The organism is Plantibacter sp. T3, assembly GCF_902506515.1.
In the GTDB taxonomy this organism is placed as follows: domain Bacteria; phylum Actinomycetota; class Actinomycetes; order Actinomycetales; family Microbacteriaceae; genus Plantibacter; species Plantibacter auratus.
The window spans coordinates 3,574,433-3,589,340 of record NZ_LR733286.1 but is presented as its reverse complement, the minus strand read 5'-3'; the positions used below and the strand labels follow the sequence as shown (position 1 = coordinate 3,589,340).

Sequence of the window (14,908 nt, the reverse complement as noted above, 5' to 3'; positions counted from 1 at the left end):
GGTACCGACCGTCAGCGCCGGCGTTCCCGGAGCAGCAACTGCGTGAGGTACAGCCCGCCGACGACCACCGTGACGACGCCGACCGGGACCGTCAGCGGGATCAGGTGCTGGGCCACGAGGTCGGATGCGAGGAGCAGGACGCCGCCGACGAGCCCCGTCGCGACCAGCGGGATGCCCGGCGAGCGGGTCAGCCGGCGGGCGATCTGCGGAGCGGCCAGGGCGATGAACGCGATCGGGCCGGCGACCGCGGTCACCGCGCTCACCAGCGCGACCGCGAGGCCGATGAGGATGGCGCGTTCACGGGTGAGGCGCACCCCGGTCGCGGCAGCCACGTCGTCACCGAGTTCGAGCTGGCGGAGCGCGCGGGCGGCGAACGGCAGGACCGCGAAGAGCACCACGAGGCACGCGAGTGCCGGCCAGACGACGGTCGCGGTCGCGGTGTTGAGCGTCCCCGCGCCCCAGGCCGCCGCGAAGAGCGCGACGTCGAGGTCGGCCCGGAGCAACAGCCAACTGTTGAACGCGGCGAGCATGGCCGAGACGCCGATGCCCACGACGATGAACCGGAAGCCCGACAAGCCCTGGCGGAGGGCCAGGATGAAGATCGCGACCGCGGCAGCCAGACCGCCGAGCAGCGACCCGGCCATCAACGCCGGCCAGCTGCCGCCGAGGAGGAGGAGCGCGACGAGCATCCCGGTGAACGAACCGTTCGCGAGGCCGATGATGTCGGGGCTCGCGAGCGGATTCCGGGTGAGCGTCTGGAAGATCGCTCCCGAGACACCGAGCGCTGCGCCGAAGCCGATCGCCGCGAGCACGCGGGGCAGTCGCCAGTCCAGCACGACCGTGCGGGCCAGGCCGTCGACGCGTCCGGTGAGGACGCCGATCACCTCGTCGGTGGTCAGCGGGTAGTCGCCGAGCGCGAGACCGGCGATCCCCGCGACGACGATCGCCAGGAGTGCGGCGGCGCAGACGAAAAGGGCTCGTCGTGCCGGTCGGCGCCCGGTGATCGGACCGGCGGTCACCTGTTCCCGTGTCGTGCTCACAGTCCCGAGGCCGTTCTGCGTCGGGCGAGCGCGATGAGGACGGGCGCCCCGACGAACGCGGTCACGAGCCCGACGGGCATCTCACCTGGGAGCACCGCGATCCGTCCGACGACGTCGGAGCCCAGCACGAGGACGCAGCCGACGAGGACCGAACCCCCGAGGATGCGGCGCTGATCACTGCCGACCGACCAGCGCACGAGGTGGGGCACGACGAGGCCGACGAAGGCGATCGGCCCGGCGATCGCGGTGGCGCCGCCGGCGAGCAGGGTCACCGCGGCGAGCACCAGGATGCGGCTGCGCGTGACGCTGACGCCCTGTGCTCTGGCGACGTCCGGGCCGAGGGCGATCGCGTTCAGGCTCCGCGCGCTCGCCGCGGCCAGGACGAGCCCCACGGCGAGGAAGGGGAGGACCGGCACGACGACACCGAGGTCGCGTTCGAGCAGGCTGCCGGCGTTCCAGCCGCGCATCCGGTCGAACGCGTCGGGGTGGGTGATGGCGATCCCCGTCGTCAGCCCGGCGAGTACGGCACCGAACGCGACACCCGTGACGGTGAGGCGGGCGGTGGAGGACTGCTCACGCCCGCCGGAACCGATCGCGTACACGACGAGGGTGACGACGAGCGCCCCACCGCAGGCGAGCCAGGCGATGTCGCCCGGCGCTCGGACACCGAGGAACGCCAGGCCGACGGCGACCGCGAAGCCTGCCCCGGCGTTGACGCCGAGGATGCCGGGGTCGGCGAGCGGATTCCGGGTGAACGCCTGCATGAGCGCGCCAGCGACGCCGAGGGCCGCACCGACGGCCAGCGCCGCGACCGTGCGCGGCACCCGCTGATCCCACACGACGAAGTTCGCCTCGTCCGAGCCCGTGCCGAGGAGCGCCGCACGGACGTCATCCGGAGCGATCGGGTTCGCGCCGACGAACAGCGACAGGAGGACGGCGACCGCGAGCGCCGCGACGCCCGCGAGCAGTGGGATGAGCGGGCGGTGTCGCCGCGGCGCCCGCCGTCCCACCGAGGTGTCGCTGACGTTCAGGATCGCGGTCGGCTTCGTCACGACCCGTCGGAGAGCAGCCGGTCGAGGTCGTCGAGGACGGCCATGCCGCCGAGGGGGCCGACGCCGGTGATCCAGAAGGACTGGTCGACGAGGTGCAGCTCGGGGAAGGCGTCGGTGTTTGCGGTGAGGGAGGCGGGCAGCGTCGAGGTGTCGTCGGGATCGACGCTCGTCACGAAGACCTGGTCGGCCTTCGCTTCAAGCACGCGCTCGGGGGAGAGGTCGAGGGAGATGTCCTCCCAGGCGTGTTCGGGCGTCGTGAACCCGGCGCACTCGAGGGTGCTGCCGGCGAAGGAGGTCGGGCCGTAGAGGGTCAGGACACCGTCGCGGGGGCGGATCAGCTGTGCCGTCTTCCCGGCGGTGTCGTGCTCCTCGGCGATCTCCGCGCAGCGTGCGTCGTAGGCGTCGAGGAGTTCGTCCGCGCCGTCCGGGTCACCGAGTGCTTCGGCGACGAACTGCACGTTGTCGCGCCAGGGGTCGGTCTGCGTCGCCATGAACACGGTCGGCGCGATCTCGGACAACTGGTCGTACAGGGCGGAGTGCCGTGATTCGGTGCCGATGATGAGGTCGGGCTTCGCGGCGGCGATCAGCTGCACGTTCGGCTCCGCCACGGTCCCGACGGTGGGGATGTCGGCGGCCTGCTCACCGAGGTAGGCGGGGACGCCGGCGGTCTCGTTCAGCACCGCTGCGCCCACCGGGGTGATGCCGAGCGCGACGGTCGTGTCGAGCTGCACCGGTTCGAGGACGACGACCCGCTTGGGTGCGTCGGGGATGCTGGTCTCGCCGTGGGCGTGCTCCATGACGTGCGTCGCGCTCGTCGCGGTGTCCGAGGGGGTCGAGGCGCTCGAGCTGCTGCAGGCTGAGAGGCCGAGGGCGGCGATGGAGAGGGCGGCGACGGCGACGAGACGTCGACGATCGGCGAGGAGGAGGGGCACGGATCACCTTTCGAACGGGTCGCGGCGGATGCGACCGAGTAAGGCAAGCATAACCTTCATTCGGGTGTGGCTCTGGGGCGGGCGTTCCAGTAGCCCTGCCCGTGGACGCGCTCCGGGTCGATCCCGTGGTCGGTCGTCGCAGCGCGCAGGAGGGGGATCCGGGTGCTCTCGGTCACCAGCCAGGCGGCGAAGCCGGTGCCCAGAGTCGCCGCCGACGACCCGTGTGTCCGGAGCCACTGTTCGACGCCGGCGACGAGCGCCTCACCGCCCGCCTGCCCGGCCCGTTCATGGACGTCGACCGTGTGGCGCTCGAGCAGCGGCCCGAGCAGGGCGGTGTCGGCGGGGTCGCCGAGCTCGAGGAGGACGTGGGCGCGGACGTGGTCGTCGAGAGAGCGCAGGATCCCGTGGACGGCGGGGAAGGCCGTCTCGTCGGCGGCGATGAGCACGGTCGTCGCAGTGCCGGGCGCCCACTGGACGCCGTGTGTCGGGTCTCCGCGACGGACGTCCGGACCCGAGACGAGCAGCCGGTCGCCCACCCGCGCGCCGAGCGCCCATCGACTGGCCGGGCCGGCCGGCTCGTGGATGAACACGTCGAGGTCGACCTCCTGCTGCGCCGGCCTGACGCGATGGGCCGTGTAGCTGCGCATCACCGGACGGTCCGCCGGTGGGAGTGCGCGCCAGGCCCTCCGCCACGCGTACTCCGGCAGGCCGTCGTGGAGTCCTTCCGGGTACGCGCCGTCGTCTCCCGGCAGCAGGATCTTGATCCGCTGGTCCCGCTCGTACGGGGCGAAGTCGGCGAGCGAGGCACCGGTGAGGGTGAGGCGGAGGAAGCCGGGGGACAGCCGTTCCGTGCGGTCCACGACCGTGTCGAACAGGATGTTCGGCGAGTGGAGGAACGGGACGGGCATCGCATCGAGTCTAGGAGGATCAGGCGCTGGCGTGCCGGGTCCTCCGTCGTTCACCCGCGGCGGATGGCGCGTGCGATCACGGCGCAGAGGGGGATGGCGACGACGGTCAGCGCGGCGGCGGCCGGGAGGAGCAGGGCCGGGCCCCAGGTGCCGAGGATGATCCCGCCGACCGCCCCGCCGGTGGCGATCGAGCAGTTCCACACCGTGACGAGCGCCGACTGGGCTGCGTCAGCAGCGTTCCCGGCGACCCGGGCGATCGCCACCTGGAAGAGCACGGAGTAGGCGCCGAAAGCGAGCCCCCAGCCTGCCGCGGCGGTGAGGAGGACGACGACCGGCGGATCCCAGGCCACGACGGCGAGGCCGACGGTCCCGAGGAGAGCGGCCGTGAGGATGGTCATCCCGAGGCGCAGGTTCGCCAGCCGTCCAGCGCCGAGCGTGCCGACGACCGACGCCACACCGAAGGTTGCGAGGAGCACCCCGAGCGGCACGGGCGTCCCGCGGGAGGACAGGACCGGTGCGAGGTAGGTGTACGCGATGTTCTGGCCGATGATGCAGACGGCGAGGGCGACGAGGATCGTCACGACCGCGGGGATGCGGAGCGCCGCACCCATGCGCGTCGAACGCCCGCGGGCGCTGCCTGCCACGCGAGGAGCGACGACGACCGCGAGCACGCCGAGGAGCGCGGTGGTGGCGGCGACGATCCCGAACACCGCTCGCCAACCGAACTCCTCACCGAGGACCGCGCCGGCCGGGACGCCGAGTGCGAAGCCGAGTGTGGCACCGGACAGCACGACGCCGAGCGTGGAGCCGAACCGCTCAGGGGTGGTGAACCCGCGCGTGTACCCCGGGAGCATCGCCCAGACGACGCCGGCCACGAGCCCCGCGACGAACCGGGTCGCGAGATGCGTGAGCAGCTCGGGCGCGACGGCCGTGCCGGCGTTGGCGAGCGCCGAGACGATCAGGGCGAGCAGTACGACCGTCCGGCGGTCGAGCTTCGCGAGCGCACGGCTGAGCGGGATCGCCGCGACGATGCAACCGAGTGCGAAGACGGCGACGCTCTGGCCTGCGATCGACTCCGAGACGCCCAGGTCGGCGGCCATCGCGGGGAGGACCCCGGCCGGGAGCACCTCGGTGAGGAGTGTCACGAATCCGACGGCGGCGAGGAGCAGCGCGGTCGGGAGGGGAGAGCGGGTTCGGGTGGCAGGAGGGGGCGTGGATCGTGCCGTGCGCAAACTGTCGGTGGTCATGTCGGTGAGTCTCCCGGCCTGCCACTGGTGGCAGGGTCAAGTCGACGAGGGTGCGCCGGGAATATCCGCCCGGCACCGACGGCTGCTCCAAGAGGACACAACTCGGTCGAAGGGGTCTTGCATGCGCATCGGCGAACTGGCGGCGGCCACCGGGAGCACGCCGCGGCTGCTCCGGTACTACGAGGAACAGGGGTTGCTGCGCCCGACCCGCTGCCCGAACGGGTACCGCGAGTACGGGGAGCACCTCGTCGCGAAGGTGCAGCGCATCCGCGAGCTGATCGCCGTCGGCATGCCGACCGCGCTCATCCTCCAGGTCCTGCCCTGCTTCGAGGACGACGACACGATCTACCAGGTGACGCCCTCGGCGGAGGTGCTGGAGCGGTTGCTCGAGCATCGCGAGCGACTGGATGCGAAGCTCGGCTGCATCCAGGAGAGCCGGGACGCCATCGACGTCTACCTCCACCGCGTCGGCGGCATCGTGGTCTGAGTCGGCTGAGTCGGGCGAGTCTGCTGGGTAGGCTCGGCGCATGTCACTCGATCCGTACTACCGCGACCGCCTGAGCCTCTTCGACGGGTTCTCGAACGCCGATCGCGCTGCCGCCGGTGGGACCCTCGACGAGGAGTTCCAGGAACGACTCATCGCATACGGTGACGACGGGCCGTGGAGCCCACCGAGCGACGTGGTGATCACCGACGAGGTCGTCGACGGTCCGCACGGCACGGTCCCGATCCGACGCTACGTCCCGGCCGACCCCAGTGGTGTCGCCCTCCTCTGGGTGCACGGCGGCGGCTTCGCGGCGGGGACGCTCGACTGGCCGGAGGCGCACGTCGTGAGCGCCGAACTGGCGGCGCGAGCTGGTGCCGAGGTCGTCTCCGTCGACTACCGACTGGCGGACGGCACGACGCGATACCCGGTGCCGCTCGACGACGTGCTCGCGGTCTGGGAGCAGCTCGACGACGAGCGGTCGGCCGTTCCCGGTGCGCGGACGGCCATCGGTGGGGCCAGCGCCGGAGCGGCCCTCGCGCTCGCCGCGTCACTCCGCAGCGATCGACGTGCGGACGCCGTGCTGCTGGCCTACCCGTTCCTGCACGCCGTCGTGCCAGCCCTGCCCGCGGACGTCCTGGCCGAGATGGCGGTCCTCCCGGACTTCATGCGGTTCCCGACCGAGTCGATCGACTGGATGGTCGGGAACTACGTCGGTCGGCTGGAGGACGTGCCCGAGCTCGCGCTGCCGGGAATCGTCCCCGTGACCCCGGACCGCCCGCCGCTGTCGGTCCTGCTCTCGGAGTTCGACGACCTCCGGCCGTCGGGGGAGCTGCTCATCGCGGCGTCGGAGGCCGCCGGTGCTCCCGTCCGCAGTCGGCTCGAGCCAGGCGTCCTCCATGGCCACCTCAATCGCCATCCGGTCGCGCCAGGCGTCTCCCCGTCGCTGGACTGGCTGGCCGACGGGCTGCGCGCCATGGGGAATCACGCCGACTGAGTCTTGCGTGATCCTCGTCAGCGGGCATACTGGAGTCACGCTCCGTTCCCGAACGGAGTTCGGTTTTCGCTTCCGGCTCGCCCGAGCCCGGGTGATCCCGACGCCGCCCCACTCACTGACGAGAAACGGACCACCCATGAGCGAGCATGAACCGGCGCTGCCCTACCGCGACGCGAGCCTGCCGGTGGAGGACCGGGTGGAGGACCTCCTCGGACGGATGACCGTCGCAGAGAAGGCCGGCATGCTCTTCCAGACGATGATCGCCCCGGGGCCCATCGACGAGGCGAACCCGCACATGGGACTCGCGAGTGGCGAGCACATGATCGGCGAGCAGCTCATGTCCCACTTCAACGTCCTCGGCACCGCGCCCGACACGACGGCGCTCGCCGAGTGGACCAACGCCCTGCAGGAGCGCGCGTCGCGCACGCGACTCGGCATCCCGGTCACACTGTCGACCGACCCGCGCAACCACTTCACCGACAACGTGGGGACGGCGGCCCGCGCGGGCGCCTTCTCGCAGTGGCCCGAGACGCTCGGCCTCGCGGCGATCGGATCGGTCGACCTCGTCGAGGCGTTCGCCGACACCGCGCGGCAGGAGTACCTCGCCGTCGGGATCCGGCTGGCGCTCCACCCGCAGGTCGACCTCGCGACCGAGCCGCGCTGGTCGCGCATCGGTGGCACGTTCGGTGAGGACGCCGAGCTCAGTGCCGAACTCGTCGCCGGCTACATCCGAGGGTTCCAGGGTGCCGAACTCGGGCCGCAGTCGGTCTCCACGATGACGAAGCACTTCCCTGGCGGTGGGCCCCAGCTCGACGGGGAGGACCCGCACTTCGCCTACGGACGCGAACAGGTGTACCCCGGCGACAACTTCGACTACCACCTCATCCCGTTCCGAGCCGCGATCGCCGCCGGAGCCGCGCAGATGATGCCGTACTACGGGATGCCCGTCGGGACCGAACACGAGGAGGTCGCGTTCGCCTTCAACCACGGGATCATCACCGGGCTCCTCCGCGAGGAACTCGGCTTCGCAGGCGTCGTCTGCACCGACTGGGGACTCGTCACCGACACGTCGATCATGGGGCAGGACATGCCCGCGCGCGCCTGGGGCCTGGAGCACCTCGACGAGCTGTCGCGGGTCGAACGCATCCTGCAGGCCGGTTGCGACCAGTTCGGTGGCGAGGCCCGACCCGAGCTCGTCGTCGAGCTCGTCGAGCAGGGGCGCATCACCGAGGACCGTGTCGACGCCTCGGTGCGCCGACTCCTGCGCGAAAAGTTCGTGCTCGGGCTCTTCGAGCAGCCGTACGTCGACGCGGGCGCCGCGAGTGGGATCGTCGGCCGCGCGGACTTCGTCGCCGCCGGCGAGGCCGCACAGCGCCGCGCGTTCACCGTCCTGACGAACGTGGAGGAGACGCTGCCGGTGCGCTCGCCGCGTCCGCGGTTGTACCTCGAGGGCGTCGATCCCGAGGTCGCGGGCGCGTACGGCGAGGTCGTCGCGGATCCGGCTTCGGCGGACGTCGCCCTCGTGCGCATGCAGACGCCGTACGAACCGCGGCCCGGCGGCTTCGAGGCCATGTTCCACGCAGGCTCCCTCGACATCCCGGCCGACGAGGTCGAGCGGTTGCGCGTGCTCGCGCTGACGGTGCCGACCGTGCTCGACATGCACCTCGACCGACCGGCGATCCTCACCGGGGTGGTGGACGCGGTCGCGGCGCTCGTCGCGAGCTTCGGCGGCAGTGATGCGGCGTTCCTCGACGTCGTCTTCGGTCGGGCGCTGCCGGAGGGCCAGCTGCCGTTCGACCTGCCGCGCTCGATGGCGGCCGTCGAGGCGAGTCGGTCCGACGTCCCCTACGACACCGAGGACCCGCTCTTCCGTTTCGGCCACGGCCTCACGTACCCCGCTGGTCGCTGAGCGCCCGTCCCCGGTCCCTGAGCTTGTCGAAGGGCGGTCCAGGTGCACCTCTCCCCGTCCCGGAGCACTTGTCCCGGTCCCTGAGCTTGTCGAAGGGCGGCGTCTTCTCGTGTGCCCTTCGACAGGCTCAGGGAGCGGTTCTCCGTGCGCGGTTTCTTCGTGCTCGAGGTCGCTTCCCCCGGTCCGTGAATGCCCCTCCGGTCCCGGAGCACCTCTCCCGGTCCCTGAGCTTGTCGAAGGGCGGTCCGGGTGCACCTCTTCCGGTCCCGGAGCACTTGTCCCGGTCCCTGAGCTTGTCGAAGGGCGGCGTCTTCTCGTGTGCCCTTCGACAGGCTCAGGGAGCGGTTCTCCGTGCGCGGTTGCTTCGTACTCGGGGTTCGCTTCCCCCGGTCCGTGAATGCCCCTCCGGTCCCGGAGCACCTCTCCCGGTCCCTGAGCTTGTCGAAGGGCGTCAGCGCTCGGAGCCGCGCAGCTCCAGACGCACGTCCAGCGTGTGGGTCACGGGCGGGCCCGCCTCGCCGGCGATGAGCGCCAGGAGGGTCTCCGCCGCGACCCGGCCCATGAGCGCCACGTCCTGCGCCACCACCGACACCGCCGGCGTCACGAGCGGTGCCGCCTCGAAGTCGTCGAACCCGACGAGCGGCAGCCGTCGGCCCGCCGTCGCGAACGCCTGCATGGCCCCGATCGCGGCCCGGTTGTTCGCGGCGAACACGGCGTCGACCTCGCCCGACGCCAGGAACCCCGCCACGACCGCCGCAGCGTCCTCGACGGAGTGTGCGCCGTCGGAGACGATCGGCTCGATCGGCCCCGTCCCCGTCGCGCCGCCGAGATCGGCCTCAGCCAGCGCCCGGTGGTAGCCGGCCAGTCGCTCGCGCATCGTGTACAGCTCGAGTGAGTCGCCGAGGAACGCGACCCGTCGTGCGCCCGCGGCGAGCATGGCCGCGGTCGCGCGGGTCGCCCCGCCCGCGTTGTCGGCGAGCACCGTGTGCACCTCGACCGACTCGAGCGGCCCGGTCGGTCGGTCGACGAGCACCATCGGGACGTGCACGACCGTGCTCGTCGCCCAGGCCGCGGTCGCCTGCCGTGGTGGCACGACGACGAGGCCGTCCACGCGCTGCGCGACCAGCCGGTCGACGAGGAGTCGGTGTCGGTCGGCGTCCTCCTCGGAGCTCGCGGACATCAGCAGGTAGCCGTGTTCGGTGCACACGCGCTCCACCGAGCGTGCCAACACGGAGTAGTAGGGGTTCGCCAGGTCGCTGATGATCAGCCCGATGACCTTGCTGGACCGCCCGGGCCGGATGCTCGCGGCCGCCAGGTTGTGCCGGTAGCCGAGGGCCTCGATCGCCGCGCCGATCCGTTCCGACAGTTCCTGGTTGATGTTCGTCGCGCCGTTCACGTACCGCGACACCGTCTTCAGCCCCACCCCGGCCGCCGCGGCGACGTCGTTCATGGTCGGGGGTCGGGAGCTGCGCATGCTCACCATCCTGGCGTATGCGAGATCACGCGATCGGCTCGTCCGCCCCCGCGACCGCGAAGAGCCTGCTGAGCCCGGGTCGCAGTCGGGTGATCTCGGCCGCCGTCGGACGGCGTCCCGCGATCGTCGCAGCGGCACTCGCGCCCGCGACTTCGGCGGCTTCCGCCGGTGCGGCACCGCGTGACATCGCGAAGAGCAGGCCGGCGGTCGAGGCGTCCCCGGCGCCGTTGGTCGACACGAACGTGGGTGCGGGGACGGGCGGCGCGACGAGGTCGACGTCGGCCCAGGCCTCGGCGAGCGGTGCGAGCATCCGTCCGCCCAGGCGCAGGCGGTCGACACCGGCGGCCCGGAGGAGTAGCCCGTCCTCGCCGGCCGAGATCGCCACGACGCCGGCACCCCAGGCGAGCAGGAGGTCCGCGAACGCCGCCGCTTGGGCCAGGGGCGATGCGCTGGTCCCGGCCGGGAGGCGGAGCGTGCCGAGGGCCGAACGCAGGTCGTCGACGCTCGGACTCACGATGTCGGTCAGCGGCAGGGTGCGCCGGAGGATCGCCTCCCAGTCCAGATGGCCGACGGCGCTCGTGGGGTCGACGACGGCGAGGTCCATCGAGGTGGTCGCGCCGTGTCGGTGGATCCGTTCGAGCAGCTTCGCGAGGGGCGCCGCATCGTCGGCGACGATCCCGGGGAGCAGCGGGGGATAGCCGAGGTGGACGAGGTCCGCGTCGCCGACGGCCAGGTGCTCGCCGGTGAACACCTCGTTGGCACCGGTGTGGTGCCAGAAGGTCCGGTCGAGGCCGACGGGCTCGACGACGACGCTGTAGGAGGTCGCGGCCCGGTCGGTGACCTCGAGCGCCGGGTGCAGCCGGTCGTGCGCGGCGATGCGTGACGCGACGATCGCGCCGAGCTCGTCGTCGCCGACGGTCGCGTGCAGGCGGACCGTGCTCCCGAGATCGGCGAGGGCGAGGCCGGTGTTCGCGACGCAGCCGCCGAGGGAGATGCGGAGCGGGCCGGTGTCGATGAGGGCGCCCGGATCGATGCGTGCGTTCGCGCTCAGCCCTGGCGACAGGTCGACGCAGATGTGGCCGGCGACGACGATCTCGCCCATGGACCCTCCGTTCTTCGCCCCGGGGGTGACCCGACGCAAGCTAGACAACGTTGTCTCAGGCCACTACTGTGACACACCGAGGGACGATTCGGAAACCCTCCCCGTCACGATCAGGAGCCGCCGCAATGTCGCTGTACCGCCTCAATCGTCTCTTCAACGCCCGATCAGGTCGCGCGCTCGACGTCGCCGTCGACCACGGGTTCTTCGGCGAGCGTTCGTTCATCACCGGCATCGAGGACATGGGCGAGGTCGTCCGCACCCTCGTCGCCGCGGGCCCGGACGCCGTCCAGCTGACCCTCGGCCAGGCCCGTCTCCTGCAGCAGGTCCCCGGCAAGGACAAGCCGGCGCTCGTCCTGCGGACGGACGTCGCGAACGTCTACGGCAACCCGCTCGACTCGATCCTCTACAGCCACCACGTGCCGCACGCGATCGAGGAGGCCGTCCGGCTCGACGCCGTCGCCGTGTGCGTCAACCTCATGCAGATCCCCGACCACCCCGAGGTCCGCGAGGCGAACATCCGCTCGATCATGGCCCTGCGCCGCGAAGCGACCCGGTACGGGATGCCGCTCATGATCGAGCCGCTCGTCATGCAGGACAACACGACGGCCGGCGGGTACCAGGTCGACGGCGACATCGAGAAGATCGTCACCCTCGTGCGCCAGGCGGTCGAACTCGGGGCTGACCTCATCAAAGCCGACCCGAGCAGCGACATCTCCGAGTACGCGCGGGTCGTGCAGGTCGCCGGAGACATCCCCGTCCTCGTCCGTGGCGGCGGTCGCGTCGACGACCGGACCCTGCTGGAGCGCACGGTCGCCGTCCTCGACGCGGGGGTCAGCGGCATCGTCTACGGCCGCAATATCATCCAGCACGGGCACCCGGCCGCCATCACCGCGGCACTCATGGCGGTGCTGCACGACGGGGCCGACGCCGATGCCGGCCTCGCGATCCTCGAGGCGGCTCGCGCATGAGCGCCGACCAGGTGACGGCCGACCGGGCGACGGCGGAGCGCGTCAACGTCGCGATCATCGGCGGTGGACTCATGGGGCGCGAGATCGCCGCGGCCATCCAGCGCTGGCCGGCACTCATCGACCACCCGGTGCGACCGCGACTGACGGCCGTCTGCGACATCAATCCGGCGGCGCTCGACTGGTTCGACGAGATCGACACCGTCGTCACGAAGACCACGGACTACCACGAGCTGCTCGCCGACCCGTCGGTGGACGTCGTCTACGTGGCCGTGCGTCACGACCTCCACGAGCAGATCTACACCGACGTCATCCGAGCCGGGAAGGGCCTGCTGGCGGAGAAGCCGTTCGGGATCGATGCGGCGGCCGCACAGTCCGTCCTCGCGGCGATGGCCGAGCACCCGGAGAGCTTCGTCCGGTGTTCGAGTGAGATGCCGTTCTTCCCGGGAGCGCAGCTGGCGATCGACTACGTGCGGTCCGGAGCGCTCGGCACGATCGTCGAGGCGCGCAACAGTTTCCTGCACTCGAGCGACATCGATCGGGGCAAGCAGATCAACTGGAAGCGCCAGACGCAGTTCTGCGGTGAGGCCGGTGTGATGAACGACCTCGGGATGCACACCTGGCACGTGCCGCTGCGGCTCGGCTGGGCACCCGAGAGCGTGTACGGGGTGCTGCAGAACATCGTCACCGAGCGTCCCGGTCCCGACGGTTCGCTCGTGCCGTGCGACACCTGGGACAACGCGGTGCTGCACAGCTGGGCGACCCACGACGGTGTCCGGTTCCCGCTCACGACCGAGACGAAGCGCATCGATCCCGGGCAGAAGAACACGTGGGAGTTCGAGGCGATCGGTCTCGACGGCGGGGTCCGGTTCAGCACGAAGAACCCGAAGCTCGTCGAGGTGTTCGCGGTGCGGGACATCCCGGGTGGCGGTCGGGAGCAGGTGTGGCAGCAGCTCGACGCAGGCAGCCAGTCGGTCTGGCCGACGGTGACCGGCCCGAACTTCGAGTCCGGGTTCTCCGACACGATCCTCCAGATGTGGGCCGTGTTCCTCGCCGAGCGGCACGGCTCCCTCGGCGACCGGTTCGGGGCGGCGCGCCCCGAGGAGGCGGCGCTCACCCACGACATCTACCGAGCGGCGATCCGCTCCCACGAGGAGGGTCGCGCGATCGCGCTGTGACGTGCGCATCGGCTGGGAGGCCACCCGGCCGTCTCCCAGCCGGGAGCGCGCGGGCCGGCCCCTGAGCTTGTCGAAGGGCGCTCCCTGTCCGCTCACCTGTCCTGTCCCTGCCAGCGCAACGAATCGGTCCCTGCCAGCCCAACCGATCGGTCCCTGAGCTTGTCGAAGGGCGGGCTCTGTCCGTGTGCCCTTCGACAGGCTCAGGGACCGGGGTCGGAGTCGGTCGTGTCTGAACGGTCGGTCCCTGTCCGCTCACTCAGCCGGTCCTTTGCCAGCCCAACCGTTCGGTCCCTGAGCTTGTCGAAGGGTGGGGTCTGTTCGTGTGCCCTTCGACAGGCTCAGGGACCGGGGTCGGAGTCGGTCGTTTCTGAATGGTTGGTCCCTGTCCGCTCACTCAGCCGGTCCTTTGCCAGCCCAACCGTTCGGTCCCTGAGCTTGTCGAAGGGTGGGTTCTGTCCGTGTGCCCTTCGACAGGCTCAGGGACCGGGGTCGGAGTCGGTCGTGTCTGAACGGTCGGTCCCTGTCCGCTCACTCAGCCGGTCCTTGCCAGCCCAACCGTTCGGTCCCTGAGCTTGTCGAAGGGTGGGTTCTGTCCGTGTGCCCTTCGACAGGCTCAGGGACCGGGGTCGGAGTCGGTCGTGTCTGAACGGTCGGTCCCTGTCCGCTCACTCAGCCGGTCCTTTGCCAGCCCAACTGATCGGTCCCTGAGCTTGTCGAAGGGTGGGCTCTGTCCGTGTGCCCTTCGACAGGCTCAGGGACCGGGGTCGGAGTCGGTCGTGTCTGAACGGTCGGTCCCTGTCCGCTCACCCAGCCGGTCCTTGCCAGCCCAACCGTTCGGTCCCTGAGCTTGTCGAAGGGTGGGCTCTGTTCGTGTGCCCTTCGACAGGCTCAGGGACCGGCCATCGGGTCCGTTCCGGGTTCTGGATCGCGCCATGCGGTGATCCGCGAGCAGCTGAGACGCGGGAGATCGTCGAACCGCCCGTCGATCACGGCCTGCTTCTTCGCCCGGCTCCACCCCTGAAGACGTTTCTCGATGAAGAATGCGTCGTCCACGCGGTCGTACTCGGCCGACCAGACGAGTGTGACGGGCAGTCGCTCGCGGGTGTAGGTCGCTCCGAGGCCGTCCATGTGCTCGGAGATTCGTCGAGCGAGGTCGATGGTGCTGCCGGTGTAGAAGGATCCGTCGGCGCATTTGAGGATGTAGACGTGGGGCATCCGGGAAGCCTCGCAGGACCTCGATCCTGTCGGTCTGCGCTGACGTCCGACGGTGGACGCTCTCGGATCACGGGGGAGTTGTGGAGGACCGTCGCTCGACCCTGCCGCTTCGCCCGATCGGTCCCTGAGCCTGTCGAAGGGGTGGGGTCTGTTCGTGTGCCCTTCGACAGGCTCAGCGGCCGGGGTTGGAGTCGATCGTTTTGTTCGCCCGTCCGTTCCGTCTTTGCCGGCGCAACCGTTCGGTCCCTGAGCTTGTCGAAGGGCGGGGTCTGTTCGTGTCCCCTTCGACAGGCTCAGGGACCGGGGTCGGAGTCGGTCGTTTCTGAATGGTTGGTCCCTGTCCGCTCACTCAGCCGGTCCTTTGCCAGCCCAACCGTTCGGTCCCTGAGCTTGTCGAAGGGTGGG

At 70.9% G+C, this 14,908-nt stretch carries 13 protein-coding genes; 5 read left to right on the top strand and 8 right to left on the bottom strand.

Translation table 11 applies throughout. The annotated features are described in order from the left end of the window. Nucleotides 1-11: 11 nt before the first annotated feature. From GV015_RS16930 to GV015_RS16910, 5 genes are read right to left on the bottom strand one after another with little or no spacing between them, the layout of a single operon-like run. Complete coding sequence (locus GV015_RS16930; protein WP_236555517.1) at nucleotides 12-1,040, bottom strand: iron chelate uptake ABC transporter family permease subunit; 1,029 nt, start codon at nucleotides 1,038-1,040, stop codon at nucleotides 12-14. Continuing rightward, nucleotides 1,037-2,092, bottom strand: a complete 1,056-nt coding sequence (locus GV015_RS16925; protein ID WP_236555516.1) for an iron ABC transporter permease — start codon at nucleotides 2,090-2,092, stop codon at nucleotides 1,037-1,039. Before GV015_RS16925 ends, GV015_RS16930 begins: the two co-directional genes overlap by 4 nt. Beyond that, complete coding sequence (locus GV015_RS16920; protein ID WP_159879520.1) at nucleotides 2,089-3,024, bottom strand: iron-siderophore ABC transporter substrate-binding protein; 936 nt, start codon at nucleotides 3,022-3,024, stop codon at nucleotides 2,089-2,091. Before GV015_RS16920 ends, GV015_RS16925 begins: the two co-directional genes overlap by 4 nt. A gap of 56 nt (nucleotides 3,025-3,080) precedes the next feature. Then, nucleotides 3,081-3,932: a siderophore-interacting protein gene (locus tag GV015_RS16915; protein ID WP_159879518.1), complete on the bottom strand. Its 852-nt coding sequence runs from the start codon at nucleotides 3,930-3,932 to the stop codon at nucleotides 3,081-3,083. 50 nt (nucleotides 3,933-3,982) lie between these two features. After that, complete coding sequence (locus tag GV015_RS16910) at nucleotides 3,983-5,179, bottom strand: MFS transporter (RefSeq protein ID WP_159879517.1); 1,197 nt, start codon at nucleotides 5,177-5,179, stop codon at nucleotides 3,983-3,985. Nucleotides 5,180-5,300: 121 nt separating this feature from the next. Here GV015_RS16910 and GV015_RS16905 point away from each other — a divergent pair, with 121 nt between their 5' ends. The 3 genes from GV015_RS16905 to GV015_RS16895 all read left to right on the top strand — a co-directional run bounded on the left by GV015_RS16905 (nucleotide 5,301) and on the right by GV015_RS16895 (nucleotide 8,569). Beyond that, nucleotides 5,301-5,666, top strand: a complete 366-nt coding sequence (locus GV015_RS16905) for a MerR family transcriptional regulator (RefSeq protein ID WP_159879516.1) — start codon at nucleotides 5,301-5,303, stop codon at nucleotides 5,664-5,666. Between the two features lie 40 nt (nucleotides 5,667-5,706). After that, nucleotides 5,707-6,660 (top strand): alpha/beta hydrolase fold domain-containing protein, encoded by a 954-nt coding sequence (locus GV015_RS16900; protein ID WP_159879515.1) that lies wholly within the window; start codon nucleotides 5,707-5,709, stop codon nucleotides 6,658-6,660. Between the two features lie 136 nt (nucleotides 6,661-6,796). Further along, nucleotides 6,797-8,569: a glycoside hydrolase family 3 protein gene (locus tag GV015_RS16895; protein WP_159879514.1), complete on the top strand. Its 1,773-nt coding sequence runs from the start codon at nucleotides 6,797-6,799 to the stop codon at nucleotides 8,567-8,569. 451 nt (nucleotides 8,570-9,020) lie between these two features. Here GV015_RS16895 and GV015_RS16890 read toward each other — a convergent pair whose 3' ends face one another. Further along, complete coding sequence (locus tag GV015_RS16890; protein ID WP_159879513.1) at nucleotides 9,021-10,043, bottom strand: LacI family DNA-binding transcriptional regulator; 1,023 nt, start codon at nucleotides 10,041-10,043, stop codon at nucleotides 9,021-9,023. Nucleotides 10,044-10,068: 25 nt separating this feature from the next. Further along, complete coding sequence (locus GV015_RS16885) at nucleotides 10,069-11,145, bottom strand: carbohydrate kinase family protein (RefSeq protein WP_159879512.1); 1,077 nt, start codon at nucleotides 11,143-11,145, stop codon at nucleotides 10,069-10,071. A gap of 125 nt (nucleotides 11,146-11,270) precedes the next feature. Between GV015_RS16885 and GV015_RS16880 the strand changes: the two genes are divergently transcribed. Both GV015_RS16880 and GV015_RS16875 read left to right on the top strand, forming a co-directional pair. After that, nucleotides 11,271-12,113: a class I fructose-bisphosphate aldolase gene (locus GV015_RS16880; protein ID WP_159879511.1), complete on the top strand. Its 843-nt coding sequence runs from the start codon at nucleotides 11,271-11,273 to the stop codon at nucleotides 12,111-12,113. Next, on the top strand, nucleotides 12,110-13,288 hold the full coding sequence (locus GV015_RS16875; RefSeq protein WP_124769758.1) for a Gfo/Idh/MocA family protein: 1,179 nt from the start codon (nucleotides 12,110-12,112) through the stop codon (nucleotides 13,286-13,288). The genes GV015_RS16880 and GV015_RS16875 overlap by 4 nt, the downstream gene beginning before the upstream one ends. Nucleotides 13,289-14,176: 888 nt before the next feature. Here the strand turns inward: GV015_RS16875 and GV015_RS16870 are convergent. After that, nucleotides 14,177-14,503, bottom strand: a complete 327-nt coding sequence (locus GV015_RS16870) for a GIY-YIG nuclease family protein (RefSeq protein ID WP_159879510.1) — start codon at nucleotides 14,501-14,503, stop codon at nucleotides 14,177-14,179. Nucleotides 14,504-14,908 lie beyond the last annotated feature (405 nt).